We start from the raw sequence: 20,928 nt of genomic DNA on the forward strand, positions 1-20,928 counted from the left end.
GCACCGGAGGCATCGTGACTGGATCTTCGGGCCGCGCGCGGCGGCTCAAGCCATTGCTGATCGTCGTGCTGGCCGTCGCCGTTCTGATGGCGATCGGTTATGCGTACGCATCGCCGTACGTCGCGCTCGGTCGCCTGAAATCGGCGATCGACGCGCGCGATGCGCAAGCGGTCAGCGAATATGTCGATTTTCCGTCGCTGCGCATCAGCCTGAAGCAGCAGGTGACGGAAGAGTTGATGCGCCGGATCGACGCGGTGAAGAAGGACAACCCGTTCGCGGTGATTGGCGCGCTGATCGGGTCTGCGTTGATCGGCCCGCTGGTCGATGCCTATGCGACACCGGAAGGTGTAGCGGCGCTGATGAGCGGCGTTCCCCCGCGCGGCAATCCGGGCGAACGGCCGCCCGAATGGTCGGGCCCGCCATCAGGCGCTGCGCCTGGCAACGCACCGGCCGCGCCGCCGGTCAATCCGTCGAACGCACCCGCGCCGAGCAGCAATGCCCCCGCCTCGGCCGCAGCTGCGCCCGCCATCGCGCCCGCACCCGCCTCCGGGGAGGCGGGTCGTCCGCAGCAAACGAGCGCCGGCTACCGGAATATCGACGAATTTGTCGTGACCTACCAGCGCAGCACCGACGGCACACGCTATGCGGCGATCTTCCACCGCTTCGGCTTGTTCTCGTGGAAGCTGTCGGCGATCGACCTGCACGCCTGAGCGGCCGCTCTCGGCGTAGCCGCCGCTGGCGGCACGGCGCGCGACCGGCCCGAATCGCAGTACGACCCGGCCGGTCTCACGATCATTGCATTACTTGCCGCTCGCGGTGGCCGCTTCGCGTTCGCGTGCGATCTCGGCCTTTTGCTCTTCCGCCGACGAACATGCGACCAGAATGCTGCAGTTCACGCGATCGAGCAGTTGCGTGTTGCCCGACCCCATCCACCATCTCGATAACCCGCTACGGCACCGATGGCCGACGACGACGAGGTCGGCCTTCAATTCCGTCGCAAGATTCGCGATTTCGTCGATCGGATAGCCAAATGCAAAATGGCCTTCCGCCTGAACGCCGCGCTCGCGCAGCCAGTTCACGCCCTCCTGCAGGATCTCGCGCGCGGTTTCCTCGAAGCGGCCGCACGCGACGTCGGTCAGCAGCCCGGCGCTTTGCGCGATGCTCGAGCGCATGTCGACGACCGACAACAAATGCGTTTCCGCCTTCAGGTCCAGCGCGAGATTGGCGCCGCACCGCAATGCCTTGCGTCCTTCGAGCGTGCCGTCGTAGCACAGCAGAATCTTGTTGTAGCTAGCCATGAAACCTCCCTGTCGCGACTACGTACCCTATGTACTCATCATGGTGCGCCGCAATTCCGGACGCAAGGGATGGAAAACGCTGATTCGCCACGCGGGGCGCGTCGGCGATGATGCGGTGCACGATCCGTGCGCGCATGCACCGTGCCGCGTGGGGCCGCCCTGAAGAGACGCAGCCGATGCACTAGAATGGCCCGTTCGTGCCGTTGACGTGCGTTCGCCTCGGTCATGCCCATGTGACACGCATTCATCCGATCCGTTCGCCGGCCGGCGTGCCCGACCGACCGGCCGCGAAACGCGTCCGCGTCCGCTGATTACAACGACAACCTGCCCATGTCCGTTGCACCGATCGATTTCCGGAACGTCGAAAAGCGCTATGGCGACAAGCTTGTCGTCAATGACCTGTCCTTCCACGTGCAGGCCGGCGAATGCTATGGCCTGCTCGGGCCGAACGGCGCCGGCAAGACCACCACGCTGAAGATGTTGCTCGGCCTCGCGTATCCCGACGCCGGCACCATTTCACTCTGCGGCGAGCCGGTTCCGTCACGCGCGCGGCATGCACGCCAGCGCGTCGGCGTCGTCCCGCAGTTCGACAACCTCGACCCGGACTTCACGGTCCGCGAGAACCTGCTCGTGTTCAGCCGCTATTTCGGCATGTCGGCACACGCCGCACGCGCGCTCGTGCAACCGCTGCTCGAATTCGCGAAGCTGGAAAACAAGGCCGATGCGAAGGTCGGCGAATTGTCGGGCGGCATGAAGCGCCGTCTGACGCTCGCACGCGCGCTCGTCAACGATCCCGACGTGCTGGTGCTCGACGAACCGACGACGGGTCTCGATCCGCAGGCGCGGCACCTGATGTGGGAGCGGTTGCGGTCGCTGCTCGCGCGCGGCAAGACGATCCTGATCACCACGCATTTCATGGAGGAAGCCGAGCGCCTGTGCGACCGACTGTGCGTGATCGAGGAAGGCCGCAAGATCGCCGAAGGCGCGCCGCACGCGCTGATCGAATCGGAGATCGGCTGCGACGTGATCGAAATCTACGGGCCGGAGCCGGTCGCGCTGCGCGACGAACTGGCGCCGTTCGCGAAGCACACCGAGATCAGCGGTGAGACGCTGTTCTGCTACGTGACCGATCCCGAGCCGCTCAGTGCGCGACTCAAGGGTCGCACGGGATTGCGTTATCTGCATCGTCCGGCCAATCTGGAGGACGTGTTCCTGCGGCTCACGGGCCGCGAAATGCAGGACTGATCGATCATGGACGTACGCAACTATTCCGCCGCCGCGCCGTCCGCACCGCCACGCGAATCACGCTTCGCGATCGCGCTGCCCGCAAATGCCACCAACTGGATTGCCGTGTGGCGACGCAATTACCTCGTGTGGCGCAAGCTCGCGCTCGCCTCGCTGTTCGGCAATCTCGCCGATCCGATGATCTACCTGTTCGGGCTGGGGTTCGGGCTCGGCCTGATGCTCGGCCACGTCGACGGCGTGTCGTATATCGCGTTCCTCGCGGCCGGCACGGTCGGTTCGAGCGTGATGATGTCCGCGAGCTTCGAATCGATGTATTCGGGCTTCTCGCGAATGCACGTGCAGCGCACCTGGGAAGCGATCATGCACACGCCGCTCGCGCTGGGTGACATCGTGCTCGGGGAGATTGTCTGGGGGGCGAGCAAGGCGCTGCTGTCCGGCGTCGCGATCATGCTCGTCGCGGGCCTGCTCGGCTATGCGCGGTTTCCGTCGATGCTCGCGGCGCTGCCCGTGATCGCACTCGCCGGCCTCGCGTTCGCGAGCACGGCGATGATCGTCACCGCGCTCGCGCCGTCCTACGACTTCTTCATGTTCTATCAGACGCTCGTGCTGACGCCGATGCTGCTGCTGTCGGGCGTGTTCTTCCCGATCACGCAGTTGCCGCCGGTCGCGCAGCATGCGGCGCACATGCTGCCGCTCGCGAACGCGGTCGAACTGATCCGCCCCGCGATGCTCGGCCGGCCGGCGACGGACGTCGGCCTGCATCTCGCGGTGCTCGCCGGCTATGCGGTCGGCGGATTCGTGGTCTCCGCGTGGCTGTTCCGGCGGCGGATGATGCGCTGACGGCCGGCGCGCACGGCGCCCGCGCGATGCTGCGATGAAATGGCGACGACGTTACTCGTCGTCGTCGCTCCACGGGATCTCGACGTCGGTCAGGAATGCGACGGTCGCCAACGGGCCGCCTTCCTGGCGGCCGAGCTTGCCGTCCGCGCGATGCCATTCGACGCGAAACTGCGTACCCGGATCGTCGGCGACGAGATAGACCGCGCGCAGCTCTTCCGCGTCGGCCTCGTCGACCGGACCGTCGAACGACACCAGCATCTTCTGCGGCCACAGGCCGTTCACCGGATCGTAAATGCGGTCGCCCTGCGGAATGTCGATGCTGGCCTCGACGCCGATCGTGGCGGAGGCTTCGATGATCATCGTGCCGAGTGCGTTCAGCACGGCAGTCGCCCGCGCGGAATTGGCCTGGCGGATCGCGAGATCGCCGCGCGTCAGCGCCTTTTCGAGTCGAGGATGAATCTTCGGTTGGGTCATGCGTTTTCCTGTTTGCTTCTTGTAAAGGGCACCGCACGCGTGAAGCGGCGGCGCCGGATGAATACGACGGTCGCGCGGCGGGATCGGTCGGCGCGCGGCACTGCCGCCATCGCACAGGCCCGGTCGCCGGCAGCCGGGCAAGTCGTGCCCCGCGCTCCGACCGGGCACACGCGCCGGACTTGTCCGGCCGTCGCGCCCGATCGCCGTTCCGCCCGCGTGTCCGTCAGAACCCGAACGCGATCGCGAGCAGCCCGCTCACGATCCCGAACACGACGACGAGGCCCGTGACGATCGCCAGCATGTACGGCTTGAACGAGCGCGCGAGCATCGCGAGCGACGGCACGCTGATCGGCGGCAGCGTCATCAACAGCGCAGCGGCCGGGCCGACGCCCATGCCGAGCGACAGCATCGCCTGGATGATCGGCACCTCGCCGGCCGTCGGGATCACGAACAACGTGCCCGCGACCGCGAACGCGATGATCCAGCCGAGATGATTGCCGATGTCCGGGCCGATATGCGGGAACAGCCACGCGCGCGCCGCGCCGAGCAGCAGCACGAGCACGATGTATTCGGGCACGAGCCGCACGGCCATGCGTGCGAGCAGCTTCATCCAGCGGACAAACGGATTGCCCGCGGCGGCCTGCTCGGCCACCAGCGCGGCGAGTTGCGCATCGTCGATGCTGCGATCCTCGGGACGCGCGATACGATTCAGCAGATAGCCGATCCCGAACACCATCGCAACGCCGAGCACGAGCCGCAGCGCGCTCCAGTGCCAGCCGAGCACGAAGCCCATGAACACCAGCGCGGCCGGATTCAGCACCGTGTTGCCGAGCCAGAACGCAACCGCGCCGCCCGGCGATGCGTGCCGCGCGCGCAGGCCCGCGACGACCGGTGCCGCGCAGCACGTGCACATCATGCCGGGCAGCGACAGCAGGCCGCCCGCGGCGACACTGCCGAAGCCCGTGCGGCCGAGCACGCGCGCGACCCAGTGCGCCGGCAGCAGCGCCTGCACGGCCGAACCGAGCAGCAGGCCGAGCACCATGGCCTGCCAGATCGCCTTGCCGTACGCCCACGCGTAGTCGAGCGCCGCCTTCAGCGACGGCTCGGGCGCGCTCGCCGACGTGCCCATCAGGATCGACTGGCCGATCGAATGATGCTCGGCGGCGACGAACGCCTTGTTGTAATACGGGAACCATTTCACGTAGAACAGTCCCGCGACCGCGATCAGCAGGAAAGTCATCCAGCCGAGCGCCGGACTGGGTTGGGTGCGTGTGGTCGTCATCGTGTGGTGATCGTAGGGTTGTTGTCGATGTCGGCTCGCGCCGCCGCGCCGGCGGCGGGCGATGCCGGCAGTCCCGCCTGCGCGAGCGCGTCGAGCAGCGCGCGCGCCTGGTGGCGCCCGTCGGCCGCGTTCGGCCGGAAAGTGAACGTCAGTGCGCGATTCGGCTTGTCGTGCGACGAACGATAGGTGCGCGCATAGGCCGGATCGTAATGCTTGTCGATCAGCGTGCGGAACAATTCGGTGCGCTCGTTCGCATCGATCAGTGCGCTCCAGCGCGCGACCTCTTCACGGCTGTGCAGGCCGATCAGTCGTTCGAGCTGCGCCTTGAACACTGCCGGCTCGTCGAACAGATGGGCGTAATCCTCGAGCAGGAAAGCGATACGTTCGTCGTGCGCTGCCTCGACTTGCACCCACGGCCCCGCGTGAAACGCGTCCAGCAACGCGAGCGGCAGCTGCACGAGCCCGATCTTGCGGCTTTCCGATTCGACGAACACGGGCCATGCGGGGTCGAAACGCTCGAGCGCGCCGACGAGCCCCGAATCGAAGGACTTCTGCGTCGGCTGCGGCACCCCCGGCAACGCACCGAGCAGCGAGCCGCGGTGGCATGCGAGCGCCTCGAGATCGAGCGTCTGTGCGCCTTCGTCGCGCAGCGCGTTCAGGAGCCGCGTCTTGCCGCAGCCCGTGTGACCGACGAGCGCGATGTAGCGGAACCGCGTCGGCAGCGTATCGAGCGTCGCGCATACCGAGCGGCGGTACGACTTGTACCCGCCCTCGAGCTGGCGCGCCTGCCAGCCGATCAGGTTGAACCAGGTCGTCATCGAACCCGAACGCTTGCCGCCGCGCCAGCAGTAGATCAACGGCCGCCAGTTGCGCGGCCGATCGGCGAACGTGGTGTCGAGATGGCGCGCGATGTTGCGCGCGACCATCGCCGCGCCGACGCGCGTCGCCTCGTACGGCGACACCTGGCGGTACATCGTGCCGACGATCACGCGCTCCTCGTTGCTGAGCACGGGCGCGTTCAGCGCGCCGGGAATATGATCCTCGGCGAACTCGAGCGGCGTGCGCACGTCGATGATCTCGTCGAACTCGCCGGCGCGATCGAGGGTGACAATCAGGTTCTTCAATTTGGCGTCGAACAGGGGCGATGCGGCTCGGCGAGCCGCACGGGCACGGAAGGCGGATTCGCGATTATCTCATGCCCGGGCGTCTCGGGCCGCGCACGGCAACCGGCGGGGGCGACGCGCTGCTCATCACGTCGATCAGATGGTCGCGAAACGCGCGCACCGACGCGGGCAGATCGCGCCCCGCCATGGTCTGCACCTGGATGCTGCGCTCGCGTAGCTGGGGATTCGTGACGGGCAAGACGACGAAGCCGTCCGCGTCGAAACGGTCCCGCACCGATAGCAGCCCCGTGAACATCACCGCGCCGGTACGCTGCGCGTAGCGGTACATCGCCGCGGTGTTGTTGCTGGTCAGTTCCGGCTCGAGCATGAGCCCGTCGAGCACGCACGCGATGTCGATCAGCTGGCGCACCGTCGTACCGGCCTCGGGCAGCACGTGCGGATGCCGCGCGACATCGGCGAGCGACACCGAGTCGCGCGCCGCGAGCGGATGATCGCGCCGCACGAGCGCGAAGACCGGCGCACGCTCCGTGTGTTCGACACGCACGCCCTTCTCCGGCGCCAGGCTGAACGTCAGACCGATGTCGGCATCGCCGTCGCGCACGCGCCGTGTCGCCTCCGCCGGCGACACGACCCACACCGAGAAATCGACGCCCGGGTGGCGCGCCTTGAAGCCTGCGAGCGCGCCCGGCAGGAAATCGATCGCGAACCCTTCCGAGCAGGCGATCTTCAGCAGGCTGCCGTGCAGCGCCTCCAATCCGCCGATTTCCTTCATCACATGCTCGGCCTCCAGCAGGCTGCGCTGCGCGAAGCCCAGCAGCCGTTCGCCGGCCTCCGACAACGCCATCCCGCGCGGCCGGCGCTCGAACAGCGGCGCACCGAGTTCGCTCTCGAGCTTCGCGATCTGCCGGCTGATCGCCGAGACGGCCACGTGCAGCCTCGCGGATGCGTCGCTGATCGACCCCGTGCGCGCCACTTCGACGAAATACCGCAACGCGAGACCATGCAGGAAAGCCGCCATCGTTCTGTCCCCGAGCCCGTCACCCAGGCCGCTCCGCTTTGCCTTTTCGGCAAAGAAATGTTCGAAATTCGATCATTGTGACAAAAAAAACGGCTTTCTAGAATCGATCGCACTCTCGGCCGTGCGCGCCCGCACCCGCCGGAAAACCGATACAGGAGACACGTCTTGAGCCGTACCGCCGCCATCCAGCACGCGCTGACCCAGTTCGAATCGGGCGCGTTTTTCACGACCCTGAGCCGCCGCGTCGGCCTGCGCACCGAAAGCCAGGACAGCGGCTCGAGCGCCGCGCTGCGCGCCTACCTGACCGACGAGATCGCGCCGGAGGCCGCGCGTCTGGGCTTCACGTCGCGCATCGTCGAGAACCCCGTCGACGGCGGCGGCCCGTTCCTGCTGGCGTCGCGCCACGAGGACGACGCGCTGCCGACCGTGCTCGTCTACGGTCACGGCGACGTCGTGCGCGGCTACGACGCGCAATGGCGCGCGCCGCTGTCGCCGTGGACGCTGACCGTTGACGGCGATCGCTGGTACGGCCGCGGCAGTGCCGACAACAAGGGCCAGCACACGATCAACCTGGCCGCGCTGGCGAGCGTGCTCGCCGCGCGCGGCGGCCGGCTCGGCTTCAACGCGAAACTGCTGATCGAGATGGGCGAGGAAACGGGGTCGCCGGGCCTCGACGCACTGTGCCGCCAGGAGCGCGACGCGCTCGCGGCCGACGTGCTGATCGCGTCCGACGGGCCGCGCCTCACCGCCGAACGGCCGACCGTGTTCCTCGGCTCGCGCGGTTCGGTCAACTTCAAGCTGAGCCTGCGCGCACGCGATGGCGGCCATCACTCGGGCAACTGGGGCGGCCTGCTGCGCAACCCGGCGACCGTGCTCGCGAACGCGCTCGCGAGCCTCGTCGACGCGCGCGGCGCGATCCGCGTCGCCGGGCTGCGCCCGCCGCCGATCCCGGCCGCCGTGCGCGCCGCGCTTGCCGACCTGTCCGTCGGCGGCGGCCCCGGCGATCCGGCGCTCGACGCCGACTGGGGCGAGCCGGGCCTCTCCGCCGCCGAGCGCGTGTTCGGCTGGAATACGTTCGAAATTCTCGCGTTCAAGGCCGGCAATCCGGACCACCCGGTCAATGCGATTCCGCCCGTCGCATACGCGCACTGCCAGTTGCGTTTCGTAGTCGGCACGGACTGGCAGGCGCTGCATGCGCATCTGCGCGCGCATCTCGATGCGCACGGCTTCGCCGACATCGAGATCGACGTGGAACGCGGCGCGCCGGCGACGCGCCTGCCGCCGGACGATCCGTGGGTCCGCTGGGCTGTCGCGTCGCTCGCGCGCACGACCGGCAAGAAGCCCGCGATCCTGCCGAACCTCGGCGGCACGCTGCCGAACGAAGTGTTCGCCGATACGCTGGGGCTGCCGACGCTGTGGGTGCCGCACTCGTATCCGGCGTGCTCGCAGCACGCGCCCGACGAGCACCTGCTCGCGAGCGTCGTGCGCGAGGGACTGCAGATGATGGCCGGCCTCTTCTGGGATCTCGGCGAGGCCGCGCCGCCCGTTCGCCGCGCGGCACCCGCCGCGGCCGGCGCCGCCCTGTAACGCGCTTCGCCCCTTTCTCGGGACCTGCTCACACGATGAATACGACCACCCTGACCTCGCAGGACGCCGCGCGCCCCAGCGCCGCGAAGATCCGGCGCATCATCTTCGCCGCATCGATCGGCAACGCGCTCGAATGGTTCGACCTGATCGTCTACGGCTTTTTCGCGGTGACGATCGCCAAGCTGTTCTTCCCCACGACGAGCGAGGCGACGTCGCTGCTGCTCACGCTCGGCACGTTCGGGCTCTCCTACCTGATCCGGCCGATCGGCGGGTTCGTGCTCGGCGCCTACGCGGACCGCGCGGGCCGCAAGGCGTCGCTACTGCTGTCGATCGGGATGATGATGGTCGGCACGCTGCTGATCGCGCTGATGCCGACCTATGCATCGATCGGCATCCTCGCGCCGCTCGGGATCATGCTGTCGCGGCTGATGCAGGGCTTTTCCGCCGGCGGCGAATTCGCGAGCTCGACCGCGTTCCTCGTCGAACACGCGCCGCAGCGGCGCGGCTTCATGTCAAGCTGGCAGTTCGCGAGCCAGGGCCTCGCGACGCTGCTCGCATCGGGCTTCGGTGCGCTGCTGACGTCGACGCTGAGCGTCGCGCAACTCGAAAGCTGGGGGTGGCGCGTACCGTTCCTGTTCGGCCTCGCGATCGGCCCGGTTGGGCTCTACATCCGCCGCTACGTCGACGAGGGGGTCGAGTTCAAGACGCAGGCGCGCTCCGAAGCGCCCGTGCGCGAGCTGTTCGCGGACCAGAAGATGCGCGTGCTGCTGGCGATCGGGGTGCTCGTGATCTCGACCGCGATCAACTACATGGTGCTGTACATGCCGACGTATGCGATCAAGCAGCTCGGGCTGCCGGCATCGACGGGCTTCGCGGCGACGCTCGCGACCGGCTTCGTGCTGACGCTCGTCACACCGCTCGTCGGCCATCTGTCCGACCGCACCGGGCGGATCCGCGTGATGGCGGCAGCGGCCGTGCTGATGCTCGCCACCGTATGGCCGACGTTCGTGTGGCTCACGCGTCACGCGTCGTTCGCGACGATGCTCGCGGCGCTGATCTGGATCGGGCTGCTGAAGGCGACGTACTGCGGCGCGCTGCCGGCGCTAATGGCCGAACTGTTTCCGTCGCAGACCCGCGCGACCGGCCTCGCCGTCAGCTACAACACGGGCGTCACGCTGTTCGGCGGCTTTGCGCCGTTCGTGATCACATGGCTGATCAGCGCGACCGGCAATCGGCTGTCGCCGGCGCTGTACCTGATGGGTTGCGCGGTGCTGAGTCTCGTGGCACTGCTGGTCGCGCGCACGCGGTTCGGGATGCGCTGACCCTGCGGCAATGCGCGTCGGACGCGGCCCGTCGCGGCACCGTGCCGCGCGGGCCGCTCGCCGTTTACGGCGCCGGGTTCGGCTGCCGTTCGTGCAGCGCGTCGATCTCGGCGAGGATCTCGTCGGACAGCGTCACGTCGATGCTGCCGATGTTCTCCTTCAGTTGCGCGAGCGTCGTCGCGCCGACCAGGTTGCTGCGCACGAACGGCCGGCTGTTGACGAACGCGAGCGCAAGCTGCGCGGGCGACAGCCCGAGCCGTTTCGCGAGCGCGACGTAGCGCGACGTCGCCTCGACGGCCTGCGGCTTGCTATAACGCTGGAAGCGCTCGAACAGCGTGATGCGCGCGCCGGCCGGACGCGCGCCGTTCTCGTACTTGCCGGACAGCCAGCCGAACGCGAGCGGCGAATACGCGAGCAGGCCGATGCCATCGCGATGCGTGAACTCGGACAGGCCGTTCTCGAACGTGCGGTTCAGCAGGCTGTACGGATTCTGGATGCTGGCGATGCGTGGCAAGCCGAGCTTCTCGGCCGCGCGCAGGAATTGCGCGACGCCCCACGGCGTTTCGTTCGACACGCCGATCGCGCGGACCTTGCCGGCCTTCACGAATTCCGCGAGCACGCCCAGCGTTTCCTCGATCGGCACCGTGTACGCGTCGTCGACCCACGGATACGCGGGGCGGCCGAACGTCGTCGTGCTGCGATCGGGCCAGTGCAGCTGATACAGGTCGACATAGTCGGTCTGCAAGCGCCTGAGGCTGCCGTCGAGCGCCTCGGTCAGGTTCTTGCGGTCGAACTGGTTGCCTTCGCCGCGAATATGACGCGGATTGTGCGGCTGCCGCGCCGGGCCCGCGATCTTCGTCGCGAGCACGATTCGATCGCGCTGCGCCCGGTGCTGCGCGAGCCAGGTGCCGATGTACTGCTCCGTGCGCCCCTGCGTATCGGGCTTCGACGGCACCGGGTACATTTCCGCGGCATCGATCAGCGTGACGCCCTGCCCGAGCGCGTAATCGATCTGCTCGTGAGCGTCGCGTTCAGAATTCTGCTCGCCCCACGTCATCGTGCCGAGACCGATCAGGCTGACCTCGATGCCCGAATTGCCGAGTGTGCGGTATTCCATGCTGTTCCTGTCGCGTCAGTGGAAAGCAGGAACGCTATCACATTGAAACGAACGCTTCAGATGGCCGGTGCGTTCGCTTACAGGCCGCCTGCGATGTGCGCTCGAGCTCGCCCATTCGGGGTACAGCGGCCTTCGCGGGCGCGTGCGCGGTCCGGATCATGCCGGACGAACCGGGCCCGCCGGCCCGCTGCATCACTGCGGCCGCTGAATGAAGCAGGTTGCCGATGCGTGCGCAACGATCTTGTCGTCCGGCGTCTTCAGCGTGCCTTCCGCCACGCCGAGCGAACGCGACAGGTGAATCACGCGTCCCTCCGCGATCAGGTCGACGTCGCGCGGCACGGGACGCAGCATTTTCACGTGGAGGTCGACCGTGCCGTAACCGACGCCCGCGTCGAGCATCGAATGCACCGCGCAGCCCGTGACCGAGTCGAGCACCGTCGCGGCGAACCCGCCGTGCACGCCGCCGAGCGGATTCAGGTGCCGGCCGTCCGCACGCGCGGACATCTTCACGTAGCCGAGCTCGACACCCAGCGGCCGCATCGGGATCGTTTCCGAGATCGACGCGAGCGGCAGATCGCCCGCCGCCGCCGCGCGCAGCAGTTCCAGACCGGACAGGGAAAGCGGATTCATCGGGTTGTCTCCTGATTGAAAGCGCGTTGCCGCGCGAGTAAGTTCTAAATTGGAACCGATTATTGACAACCGCACCGGGCTTGTCAACGCAGTCATCGCCCGTTGCAACCGAAGGTAAGTTCTATAATCGAACCCGCTCATTCACTGCACCGTCGCACGAGACTCGATCATGAAATGGGATGACATCGGCACGCTGAACTGTTCGGTTGCGCGCACGCTCGCCGTGCTCGGCGATCGGTGGACCATGCTGATCCTGCGCAACGCGTTTCTCGGCTGCCGCCGCTTCGATGCGTTCCAGACGCAACTGGGCCTCACGCGCCACGTCCTGGCCGAGCGGCTCGCTCGCCTCGTCGACGAAGGCGTGCTGGTCAAGCGCGCGTATCAGGAGCGCCCACCGCGTTTCGAGTACCGGTTGACGGAAAAAGGCCTCGACCTCTACCCGGCCCTGCTCGCGCTGATGACATGGGGCGATCGCTGGAAGGACGACGGCCAGGGGCCGCCGGTGCAATTGCGTCATCGAACCTGCGGTCAGCTGATGCATGCGGTCGCGGTGTGCTCGGCATGCGGCGAGCCGCTCGATGCGCACGACGTGCAGCCGGAGCCCGGGCCCGGATGGATCGCACGCGAGGCGGCCGACTGACGCATGGCGCGTAGCGAGGGTCGAGCGCGCATGGCAGCGCCGCACGATCACGGAGCCGATGCAGATACCGCTCGACACGATGAACGTCATCACGTCGACCGCGCCGGACTATCACGCGATGTCGCGCATTCGCATCCGGGCGTGACCGCGCCGCCGTGTCTGCGTTACACTCACGGCCCGCTGTCTCAAAACCATTCGCTGTCCAAGATGTTGTCGCGCCAACGCCTCGCTGCTGCCTGCCTCGCCGCTTCCCTGCTCGCCACGCCCTTCGCCGCCTTCGGCAAGACGCAAACCGAATCGCTGCTGCAGCAAGCGATCGACTTCATCGCGCAACTTCTGCCGGCTCCGACCCATGAGGCGCCCGCGACGCAGGTCGTCGAATCTGCGTTCTCGCCCGACGGCGGTGCCGAGGCGCTCGTCCTGAAGGCAATCGGCGCCGCGCGCACCTCGATTCGCGTGGCCGCCTACTCGTTCACGTCGCCGCCCGTCACGCGCGCGCTGCTCGCCGCGAAGCGGCGCGGCGTGAATGTCGCGGTCGTCGTGGACGACAAGGGCAATCGCGCGAAGAGCAGCAAGCAGGCACTGAACCTGCTCGTCAACGCGGGCATTCCGACACGCACGATCGACGCCTATGCGATCCACCACGACAAGTATGTCGTGGTCGATGCCGAGCACGTCGAGACGGGCTCTTTCAACTACAGTGCCTCGGCAGCCAGCCGCAATTCCGAAAACGTCGTCGTGGTCTGGAACAATCCGCAACTCGCGTCGCGCTACCTTGCGCATTGGCAAAGCCGCTTCGACCAGGGTACGCCGTACCGCTCGTCGTACTGACCCTTCGCGCATGCGATCGCCACGCGCCGTTCGCATGCGGTGCGGCCGACGCGCATCGTTGCATGCATTCGCGCCGTCATGTCGTCGATGATCGGTGCGCATTGCATGCCGGTCAACCTGGCCGAATGGCCTGCACACCGGGCGCGACGGCGCCGCGATCGGTGGAATCGGTTGATGAAATCAGTGGATGTCGGCCGACCGCTCCGCGATCTGCGTGGTCGCGATACACCGGCTCGCATGCGCATGCGCATCGCTGGCCGAAGGCTTCGGTCGATCGCGAGTCCCGCCCGGCAGCGCACCGAGCACGCAGTCCGTGCTGAAGGTCAGCGGGTTCTGAATCATCGGATAGAGCAGATACAGCGCCAACGCGAGATACCCCGCGTAGAGAATTCGAACCATGGTGCGGTGGATGAGCGATTGATCTTGCCCTGTTTACGGCATCGCACCGGAGAGCTTGAGCCGCCGGGAATCGAATTGCTTGTCCCGCAGCGACGCATGACATGTGAAGCGTTCGTGTCGCATCGACATGGCAACGCCGCACAACACGACGTGCAGCGCGATGGCGAATGCGCGATACTGTTCGGCGTGCACGGCGAGTTCGGCAAGCATGCGCCGACGGCTTTCGCACGCTCCGAGCGACATCCAGACGATCGATGACCGGCTTCGCAGCCGGGACCAGAGACAAAGGCCAATGCAGATTGCTTCCAAACCGGTCGACGAGGCGGCCCGGCTCGAGACGCTTCATTCGTTGTCGATCCTCGACACGCCACCGGAAGAACGGTTCGACCGACTCACGCGCCTCGCGCGCCGGCTGTTCGACGTTCCGATCGCACTCGTCAGCCTCGTCGACGAGAATCGCCAGTGGTTCAAGAGTCATCCGGGCCTCGACGCCACGCAGACCTCGCGCGACGTCTCGTTCTGCGCACATGCGCTGCTCGCGGACGAAACGATGGTGATCCAGGACGCGCGCAACGACGATCGCTTCCACGACAATCCGCTCGTCACCGGCCAGCCCGGCATCCGCTTCTATGCGGGCCGGCCGCTTGCCGCGCCGAACGGCGCACCCGTCGGCACGCTGTGCCTGATCGACACGCGGCCGCGCGACCTCTCCGTCGACGAACTCGCGCTACTCGGTGATCTCGCGCACATGACCGAACGCGAAATCGCGGCGCTGCATCTCGCGACGACCGACGAGCTGACCCAACTGACGAACCGGCGCGGCTTCGAGATTCTCGCGCGCCACGTGCTGAGCCTGTGCGAGCGCATGGGCCGGCACGCGGTACTGCTGTTCTTCGACCTGAACGGCTTCAAGGCGATCAACGACCGCTTCGGCCATGCCGAAGGCGACCGCGCGCTCATGGCCTTCGCGGACACGTTGACCGGTGCGCTGCGCGACAGCGACGTGATCGCCCGACTCGGCGGCGACGAATTCGTCGTGCTGTTGAGCGCCAGCGATCCGGCCGACGTCGGCGAGCCGATCGAGCGCGTCACGCAGGCGCTCGCGCTGCGCAACGCGGCCGACGCACGCGGCTATGCGATCCGGTTCAGTGTCGGCTACGTCGCATACGATCCCGCGCAACACCGCGCGGTGGCCGACCTGCTTGAATCGGCCGATCGCCGCATGTACGAGGACAAGCAGCGCGGCAAAGCCGCCGGCGCCTGAGCGCGGATCAACCGCTCGCCGATACGCGCCTCCGCCGCTGCCGCCAGCCGCGCTTGGTCGGATATGCGCCGTTCGGTCAGCTTCCGCACGGCGGCGCACTCGCCATCGCTTCCGCGATCTGCTCGGGCGTCAAGTCGCGCTGGTGGGTCGCGATCGACCAGCGATGGCCGAACGGATCCTCTACCTGGCCGTAGCGATCGCCCCAGAACATATCGGTGGCCGGCATTCTGACGGTCGCGCCGGCCGCGACGGCCTGCGCGATCGCCGCATCGGTGTCCGGCACGAACAGGTGGAGGCAGACCGGCGTGCCGTTCAGCGTCTTCGGCCCGAGTGCGCCGTGCTCCGGCATTTCATCGACGAGCATCAGCGTCGAATCGCCGATTGCAAGGCACGCGTGCGCAAGCCGGCCGTCCGGGGTCGGCAGGCGAAACCGTTCGGTCGCGTTGAACGCACGCTTGTAGAAGTCGATGGCGGCGGCTGCGCCGGCGCAGATCAGATGCGGGGTCAGCGTGCGCATCCCTTCCGGGATCAGGTTGACGGACGTGGCCATGGGTGTCGCTCCTTCAGTCGGTTATCGAGTCGGAAATCGGGACGGACGCACGATGCGCACGCCTCCGATGCTGCGACGGACGGACTCGACCGAAATCGACACGCCTGCGGATATTTTTTTCTCAGATTTGCGGAAGGTCACGCAACGTACGCGACTCGCTCGTCGCATCGATGTCGAGTTCGATCCCTTCCGACGCGTCGCGATAAAGCACGCGCTTCAGTCTCGGCCCCACCGCCGTCCCGTCCGCTTCGTCGAATACGGCGCGAACGTCGTCGCCGGCCGCAAGCGCGCACGCAACTTCCGCCACCGACGCCTCGCTCGGCGTCGCCGCCCACGACCTGTCCGCCGGATTGACGGCCGCCCAGCGCACGTGCGTCACACGTGCGCTGCGCACGTCGATTCGGACACCATTCACCACGAACATCGACATCGGGATCTCCTTCGAAACGGTTGCGGCCGGACGAACGCCGGACGACGGAAGCCGACGATGGCGCGACAGCCCGCGAGTTCAACCGCCACCAAGCCAGCCTGACGCACGATCATCCCCGCACGCGGCTTCGTGCCAACGCGATTTTCGATGATACATTGGGACGCTTTGCAACCGTCAACAGACAATCGTGCACGGGAGAAACACATGACCGACGCCTGGGGAACCTTCCCTGCCAGAATGGGCGACCATCAGGCCTTCATCAGCTTCAATCACGGCTTTGCGGAAATCGCCGAAAGCGATCCGCGCACGTCGCTGCTCAGCGTGCGTGTCGCGCTCGAGCATCCGACACCCGACGGCCTGCCGAGCAGCGACGAGTTCGCCGGTCTCACAAACATCGAAGATCTGCTGGACGCCGCAGTGACCGCGAAAAACGGCGTGCAGGTTGGCCGCATCACGGTCGACGGCAATCAGGATTTCCTGTTCTACGTGCCGTTCGACGAGGAAACCGCGGGCGAGATCGTCGACTCGCTGGCCGAGCGCACGACCTACGCGCTTCAGTACGCATTCCAGGACGATCCGGACAAGGAAACGTACTGGCGCACGCTCTACCCGACCGACGACGACTGGCAACTGATGCGTGACATGCGCGTGCTCGAGGCGCTGCGGCAGAAAGGCGATGTGAGCGACATGAGCCGGCGCGTGATGCACTGGGCTTACTTCCCTGAACCCAGCGATGCGCACCAGTTCGCCGACTGGGCCGAGTCGAAAGGCTATCTGGTCGAATCGGTCGCGCCGACCGAAGACGGCAAATCGGGCGTGCGGTTTGCGCACGAAGGCACGATGGCGCTGGCCGACATCACGCGCCATACGCTCGAAATCAATCGCGAGGTGCGTTCGCTCGGCGGCGAATACGACGGCTGGGAAACCAGCGTCGAGCAGGCGGGCTGACCCCGCCGGCACGCGCGGTGCGCGCGTGTCGGACCTTGACGGGTTCGGTACGAAAAGCATCCCGGCAGCGCGACGGCGCGCCGCCGGGACCAAGGCATCGCCGGCCGTAACCGGCGATGGGCCCAGGCAACCGCCCAGGCACGAGGAAAGCGATTCATGCGGATCAGGCGAACGGATGCCGTGGCGCGAAACGCCGCCTGCCGAACGCCTGTCCGTTTCCGCCGACGCGACTTGCATGCGTCGTGCGGGGAAAAAGCCCCCGCTCCTGCGCGAGCGAGCGGGGAAATGGTTGACCGGGCCGGGGTAGAACGGTCAACCGGCCAGATTGTGATCGTGGCCCGTGCGACCGTCTGTGCGGCAACTCACCCTTTCAAGCGGAAAGCTCGCGTGCCTGGTGCCTGATACCGCGTGCGGCACGTCACGGTCCGAGCGCGACGCCGGCGGCCGGTGCGGCGATCACGACGATCACGGAAACAACACGATGGCACCGATCATCATCACGCCGTCGGCCGCCAGCGGGACGGGCGTCGCGAGCACGCGCTCGGTCTTGCCGCCCTTCGTAAGGCAATCGTCGACCCGAATGATGGAAGCGACGATTACGCCGGCAGTCAGCAGCGTTCTTCCTTTTATGTTTCGGGTCCGGATTTTTTGATTTATATCGGCGATTTTTTAATCGCGCGTCAATCTCCGGCAACGCGCGCCTCGTCAAAGTTGCGTCATTCCGCCTTTCCTTGAATGAGCGGATTTTCTTTCCGGATTTTCGTGACACGACGTTTCACGATCGAAATCACTCGCTTTGGAACGGCGCGAACCTGACGTTACTCCGGGTCGGCCGTGAACCATCCTGCAATCATGTCGATCCAGTCGAGATCGCTGACGATTTCAACGACGACATCGCTGACGACTTCTGCGGTTGAAGTATCGCTGTCGAATGCCCTGGTTGCAGCACCGGCGGCAGCCGCCTGCGACGCAGGGATTTCGACGAGTGGCGCGCCCTTCGGGCTGACCAGCTGCTCCAGCCAGTCGACGATATTGGCGCGTGCGTCGTCCTCGTCAGCGAAATCGTTGCGTTTCAGGAAACGGTCGAGCACGACCCACGCGAACGTCTTGCCTCGCGAAATGGAATCCAGTTGCCAGTCGACCACGGCGACCCGCCCCGTTTCCCGCGTTTCGAGTGTCGACGTGAAGCGGTAATCGAGATATTCGATCTCAAGTTCCGGTGACATGATTTTCTCCGGCCAATCCGCCCTCCCGGTTCTTATGATGCGCGGCGCCAGTCCGGCGTCACGAGTTGCGTGAATCTTGTGTGAATTCGGGGCTGCAAGTCATTCCGGCAGGCAGTATCGCGATATTCTCGCGAGCTGTCGATCTCGACTGAAAATACACGGCCGTCCGGTCCGGTATCCGTTGCGCGATCGATTCCGCGCCGCGGTCTTGCGCGCACGATTTTGCCCTGTCGATTCCGAGTATCCGCCTGCTCCGCGGCCGCGGTCGCGCTGCTACACTCGGGCCACAATAATCACTGCGCCACCCAAGGAAACAATGTCACTCGCCCGGGCACAACATGATGGTGTCGATGTCTGGATCATCCCGCTTTCGGGACATGCCGCCTATGCCTCCACGCATCTCAAGCGGGTATTCGCCTCCGACGACTCGCGCCATCGCGTCGTGACGGTCGACCTGACGAAGCTGCTCGCCTGCGCCGATCGCGACACGACCGATTATGTGCTGCCTTCGGTTGAATACTGGGCACCCGGCAAGGCCGCCGGCATCCGCGCTTTCCTCGACCCGGCCGAACCCCGTATTCCCGAGATGCCCTTCATCACCTTTCGCGAGACGAGAACGCGGACGCTGCTCGGCATTCCGGGCCTGTCGAAAGTCGGCGTCGCGTCGTTCCGGAACGGTCAGCATCGCGCGCGCTATCTGGCGTATGCCGGAGCGACGAGCCTGCCGGTCGAGGTGCATGAAACGGAGGCGGATTTGCTCGTGCGGTATTGCGGCGAATAACGGACGCGACGCCCGACCCTGTGCGGAACGGGTCGTGACAAATATGCCGCCGGAAGGATACGGCGATGTGCTCTCTGTCAGTTCAACGTACACACGCGAGCGATGCGCTCCGCGTCATGTGACGTCGCGCTGCGCAGCGTGACGGTTCGGGTTGCCGGCACGCGCAGGTCGCTCACCAATGTGTAATGGAGGCCGGGAAAGTGCGGCAATCATGCGTCGCGAGCGATGTCGGACGACAGCGATGCGGGCAAAAAAATGTCCCGACGCCTTCCGGGTTGTCGGGACCGAACGGCCCTGCAAAGCTGAGGGCACGAGGAAGTCATCACATTACACGAATGTAAGCCTGTTAAGCATTGGTGATTCACGCCAAGTCGCTGGCCTATTCCGCCAATTTGCGGGGGTGACGGACCCGCCCACGACGAGCGCCTTGCTTCGCGGAATTGCGATCGGCTCGGAGTTTCCGGGATGCCGACGCGCGCGTGACGTGACGTCACTCAGCAGCATCGCGCCGTGTTCGGCCAGTTCCATGAAATGAATCGATGACGGGCATGAGGCGCGTTATAGATCACATTCTCTTGCCGTGTAGAATCCCCGGACATTGAAAATTCTTGACGATGACGACACAACACAAGGCGCCAAAATACGAATTTCTAGACGGTCTCCGGGGTATCGCTGCTCTGCAGGTCGTCTTTCTCCACTACTGCGCGGCATTCTTGCCGGCGTTTGCACGCGCCGGCGTCCCGGAACATTACAAATGGGAGACGCTGGCGACAAACTCCCCCGCATTCCTCCTCGTACAGGGATACGTGGCCGTATACGTGTTCTTCATCATGAGCGGCTTCGTACTCGCGAACTCCTTCCTCGATTCTCGAGCGCCCGTGGTTGCATTGGCAGTAAAGCGGTGCGTCCGCTTGTACCTTCCCGTCCTGGCATCAGTTCTGCTGGCAGGTGTTCTGATGTTCATGTTCAGGTCAGTCAAGCAGCAAGCGGTAGACATATCGATGTCATCGTGGCTGCATCAACAATGGGAAGCGCAGCCAGACCTCCATTTGCTCATGAAGGACGTCATCGTCAATTCGATGATCGTCGGGTATGGTCAAGCCTCGGTGTTCTCCGCCTTTCCCGCTTTCACTTCATCCGCATTGCTGACCCCCATGGTCGGAGCAGTCAACCCGCCTCTCTGGACGTTGCATCTGGAATTCTGGGGATCCATGGTTCTCCTTATCATCACGATTCTCATTCGGAATTTGTCCGCGTGGTGGACGTGGGTCGCAATGCTCACGCTTTTTGTCTTGTCCGGCACCAGCTTCCTGATGCTGTTCCTGGTTGGCTTTGCGTGCTGTCTGATCAGCCGATCGAGCCGGCCGACAACCTCTCGTGCCCGCTCGATCGCCGGAGCAATTTTGTTGTTTGCCGGATGTGTAGCCGCGTGCATGCCAACGACCGGCACCATACAGGCGGTACATGAACTCACCCGAAGTCTGCCGATCATGCACGCGCTCGATCCATTCCAACTCCAATGCGAGATAAGCGCACTTCTCCTTTTTTCCGGTGTTTTTTTGTGGCCTGCAATGCGCAGTTTGCTTTCAAGCAAAGTACCGCAGTGGCTCGGTAAAGTCTCATTCAGCCTGTACCTGGTCCACTTCTCGATTTTGCTGACACTCGGGTGCGCTGTATTTTCGTGGCTGCACCCCCACGGGTACCTAATGGCGTTTTTCGGCGCAACATCTATTGGCACGTTGGTTTCCCTGTACGCGGCAGCACTTTTTGGACGGGCAGTCGACCAGAAATCAATCCGCCTCGCTCAAAAGGTGATGCAATTGACAAGCTCCATGGTCAGCACTCGACAACGCCCCATGGAACGAGAAATACCACGTCGTTGACGCGACAGCCTGCCCCGGTGCAAGGGGATGCCGGAAGGT

Annotated in this window: 24 protein-coding genes; 12 read left to right on the plus strand and 12 right to left on the minus strand. The window is 65.7% G+C overall.

Translation table 11 applies throughout. The features are described 5' to 3' along the window. Positions 1 to 14: 14 nt before the first annotated feature. Positions 15 to 710 (plus strand): DUF2939 domain-containing protein, encoded by a 696-nt coding sequence (locus WS87_RS09985; protein WP_059818158.1) that lies wholly within the window; start codon positions 15 to 17, stop codon positions 708 to 710. A 90-nt stretch (positions 711 to 800) separates the two neighbouring features. Here the strand turns inward: WS87_RS09985 and WS87_RS09990 are convergent, their stop codons facing one another. Beyond that, a complete protein-coding gene (locus tag WS87_RS09990) occupies positions 801 to 1,298 on the minus strand; it encodes a universal stress protein (RefSeq protein WP_044843612.1) in 498 nt (165 codons plus the stop codon). 330 nt (positions 1,299 to 1,628) lie between these two features. On the opposite strand from WS87_RS09990, the gene nodI reads away from it, so the two are divergent. Together nodI and WS87_RS10000 are read left to right on the plus strand one after the other, a co-directional pair. Continuing rightward, positions 1,629 to 2,543, plus strand: coding sequence for a nodulation factor ABC transporter ATP-binding protein NodI (gene nodI / locus WS87_RS09995; RefSeq protein ID WP_059467564.1), 915 nt, complete (start codon positions 1,629 to 1,631; stop codon positions 2,541 to 2,543). A 6-nt stretch (positions 2,544 to 2,549) separates the two neighbouring features. Beyond that, the gene (locus tag WS87_RS10000; RefSeq protein ID WP_059524486.1) at positions 2,550 to 3,383 is read left to right on the plus strand and encodes an ABC transporter permease; all 834 of its coding nucleotides are present in this window, start codon (positions 2,550 to 2,552) and stop codon (positions 3,381 to 3,383) included. A 51-nt stretch (positions 3,384 to 3,434) separates the two neighbouring features. Here the strand turns inward: WS87_RS10000 and WS87_RS10005 are convergent, their stop codons facing one another. The 4 genes from WS87_RS10005 to WS87_RS10020 all read right to left on the minus strand — a co-directional run bounded on the left by WS87_RS10005 (position 3,435) and on the right by WS87_RS10020 (position 7,281). Continuing rightward, positions 3,435 to 3,857 carry a hypothetical protein gene (locus WS87_RS10005; protein ID WP_059691758.1) on the minus strand — a complete coding sequence of 141 codons (423 nt, stop codon included), beginning with the start codon at positions 3,855 to 3,857 and terminating at the stop codon, positions 3,435 to 3,437. 223 nt (positions 3,858 to 4,080) lie between these two features. Beyond that, positions 4,081 to 5,139, minus strand: a complete 1,059-nt coding sequence (locus WS87_RS10010) for a permease (RefSeq protein ID WP_059818156.1) — start codon at positions 5,137 to 5,139, stop codon at positions 4,081 to 4,083. Next, a complete protein-coding gene (gene mnmH / locus WS87_RS10015; protein WP_059818153.1) occupies positions 5,136 to 6,263 on the minus strand; it encodes a tRNA 2-selenouridine(34) synthase MnmH in 1,128 nt (375 codons plus the stop codon). Before mnmH ends, WS87_RS10010 begins: the two co-directional genes overlap by 4 nt. A gap of 64 nt (positions 6,264 to 6,327) precedes the next feature. Beyond that, positions 6,328 to 7,281, minus strand: coding sequence for a LysR family transcriptional regulator (locus WS87_RS10020; RefSeq protein ID WP_059818151.1), 954 nt, complete (start codon positions 7,279 to 7,281; stop codon positions 6,328 to 6,330). A gap of 165 nt (positions 7,282 to 7,446) precedes the next feature. Between WS87_RS10020 and WS87_RS10025 the strand changes: the two genes are divergently transcribed. Next, positions 7,447 to 8,868 carry a M20 family metallopeptidase gene (locus tag WS87_RS10025; RefSeq protein WP_059818149.1) on the plus strand — a complete coding sequence of 474 codons (1,422 nt, stop codon included), beginning with the start codon at positions 7,447 to 7,449 and terminating at the stop codon, positions 8,866 to 8,868. A gap of 35 nt (positions 8,869 to 8,903) precedes the next feature. Further along, complete coding sequence (locus tag WS87_RS10030) at positions 8,904 to 10,190, plus strand: MFS transporter (protein WP_059818147.1); 1,287 nt, start codon at positions 8,904 to 8,906, stop codon at positions 10,188 to 10,190. Between the two features lie 64 nt (positions 10,191 to 10,254). On the opposite strand, the gene WS87_RS10035 is transcribed toward WS87_RS10030, so the two are convergent. After that, complete coding sequence (locus WS87_RS10035; RefSeq protein ID WP_059818146.1) at positions 10,255 to 11,307, minus strand: NADP(H)-dependent aldo-keto reductase; 1,053 nt, start codon at positions 11,305 to 11,307, stop codon at positions 10,255 to 10,257. Positions 11,308 to 11,499: 192 nt separating this feature from the next. Next, the gene (locus WS87_RS10040; RefSeq protein WP_059606628.1) at positions 11,500 to 11,937 is read right to left on the minus strand and encodes a PaaI family thioesterase; all 438 of its coding nucleotides are present in this window, start codon (positions 11,935 to 11,937) and stop codon (positions 11,500 to 11,502) included. A 169-nt stretch (positions 11,938 to 12,106) separates the two neighbouring features. Between WS87_RS10040 and WS87_RS10045 the strand changes: the two genes are divergently transcribed. Further along, positions 12,107 to 12,577: a winged helix-turn-helix transcriptional regulator gene (locus tag WS87_RS10045; RefSeq protein ID WP_059701272.1), complete on the plus strand. Its 471-nt coding sequence runs from the start codon at positions 12,107 to 12,109 to the stop codon at positions 12,575 to 12,577. A gap of 207 nt (positions 12,578 to 12,784) precedes the next feature. Further along, positions 12,785 to 13,408: a phospholipase D family nuclease gene (locus WS87_RS10050; protein WP_059691767.1), complete on the plus strand. Its 624-nt coding sequence runs from the start codon at positions 12,785 to 12,787 to the stop codon at positions 13,406 to 13,408. Positions 13,409 to 13,588: 180 nt separating this feature from the next. Here the strand turns inward: WS87_RS10050 and WS87_RS10055 are convergent, their stop codons facing one another. Together WS87_RS10055 and WS87_RS10060 are read right to left on the minus strand one after the other, a co-directional pair. Beyond that, entirely contained in the window at positions 13,589 to 13,807 is a 219-nt protein-coding gene (locus WS87_RS10055) for a hypothetical protein (RefSeq protein WP_059818144.1), read from the minus strand. A 33-nt stretch (positions 13,808 to 13,840) separates the two neighbouring features. Then, positions 13,841 to 14,017, minus strand: coding sequence for a hypothetical protein (locus WS87_RS10060; protein WP_159085656.1), 177 nt, complete (start codon positions 14,015 to 14,017; stop codon positions 13,841 to 13,843). A gap of 82 nt (positions 14,018 to 14,099) precedes the next feature. On the opposite strand from WS87_RS10060, the gene WS87_RS10065 reads away from it, so the two are divergent. Beyond that, a complete protein-coding gene (locus WS87_RS10065) occupies positions 14,100 to 15,071 on the plus strand; it encodes a GGDEF domain-containing protein (protein WP_059818140.1) in 972 nt (323 codons plus the stop codon). 76 nt (positions 15,072 to 15,147) lie between these two features. Here the strand turns inward: WS87_RS10065 and WS87_RS10070 are convergent, their stop codons facing one another. Together WS87_RS10070 and WS87_RS10075 are read right to left on the minus strand one after the other, a co-directional pair. Beyond that, positions 15,148 to 15,621: a VOC family protein gene (locus WS87_RS10070; protein WP_059818138.1), complete on the minus strand. Its 474-nt coding sequence runs from the start codon at positions 15,619 to 15,621 to the stop codon at positions 15,148 to 15,150. Positions 15,622 to 15,742: 121 nt separating this feature from the next. Further along, positions 15,743 to 16,051, minus strand: a complete 309-nt coding sequence (locus WS87_RS10075) for a hypothetical protein (RefSeq protein ID WP_059818136.1) — start codon at positions 16,049 to 16,051, stop codon at positions 15,743 to 15,745. A 204-nt stretch (positions 16,052 to 16,255) separates the two neighbouring features. Here WS87_RS10075 and WS87_RS10080 point away from each other — a divergent pair, with 204 nt between their 5' ends. Both WS87_RS10080 and WS87_RS33545 read left to right on the plus strand, forming a co-directional pair. After that, positions 16,256 to 16,999, plus strand: coding sequence for a DUF695 domain-containing protein (locus WS87_RS10080; RefSeq protein ID WP_059818134.1), 744 nt, complete (start codon positions 16,256 to 16,258; stop codon positions 16,997 to 16,999). A 481-nt stretch (positions 17,000 to 17,480) separates the two neighbouring features. After that, positions 17,481 to 17,651, plus strand: coding sequence for a hypothetical protein (locus WS87_RS33545; RefSeq protein WP_159085657.1), 171 nt, complete (start codon positions 17,481 to 17,483; stop codon positions 17,649 to 17,651). Between the two features lie 166 nt (positions 17,652 to 17,817). Here WS87_RS33545 and WS87_RS10085 read toward each other — a convergent pair whose 3' ends face one another. Beyond that, positions 17,818 to 18,225 (minus strand): hypothetical protein, encoded by a 408-nt coding sequence (locus tag WS87_RS10085; RefSeq protein ID WP_059818133.1) that lies wholly within the window; start codon positions 18,223 to 18,225, stop codon positions 17,818 to 17,820. 316 nt (positions 18,226 to 18,541) lie between these two features. Here WS87_RS10085 and WS87_RS10090 point away from each other — a divergent pair, with 316 nt between their 5' ends. Together WS87_RS10090 and WS87_RS10095 are read left to right on the plus strand one after the other, a co-directional pair. Then, positions 18,542 to 19,006, plus strand: coding sequence for a plasmid fertility inhibition factor family protein (locus WS87_RS10090; RefSeq protein WP_059818131.1), 465 nt, complete (start codon positions 18,542 to 18,544; stop codon positions 19,004 to 19,006). Positions 19,007 to 19,620: 614 nt separating this feature from the next. Then, the gene (locus tag WS87_RS10095) at positions 19,621 to 20,889 is read left to right on the plus strand and encodes an acyltransferase family protein (RefSeq protein ID WP_059818129.1); all 1,269 of its coding nucleotides are present in this window, start codon (positions 19,621 to 19,623) and stop codon (positions 20,887 to 20,889) included. Positions 20,890 to 20,928 lie beyond the last annotated feature (39 nt).

Origin of the sequence: Burkholderia sp. MSMB0856, from assembly GCF_001524645.2 — a bacterium.
Taxonomy (GTDB): domain Bacteria; phylum Pseudomonadota; class Gammaproteobacteria; order Burkholderiales; family Burkholderiaceae; genus Burkholderia; species Burkholderia diffusa.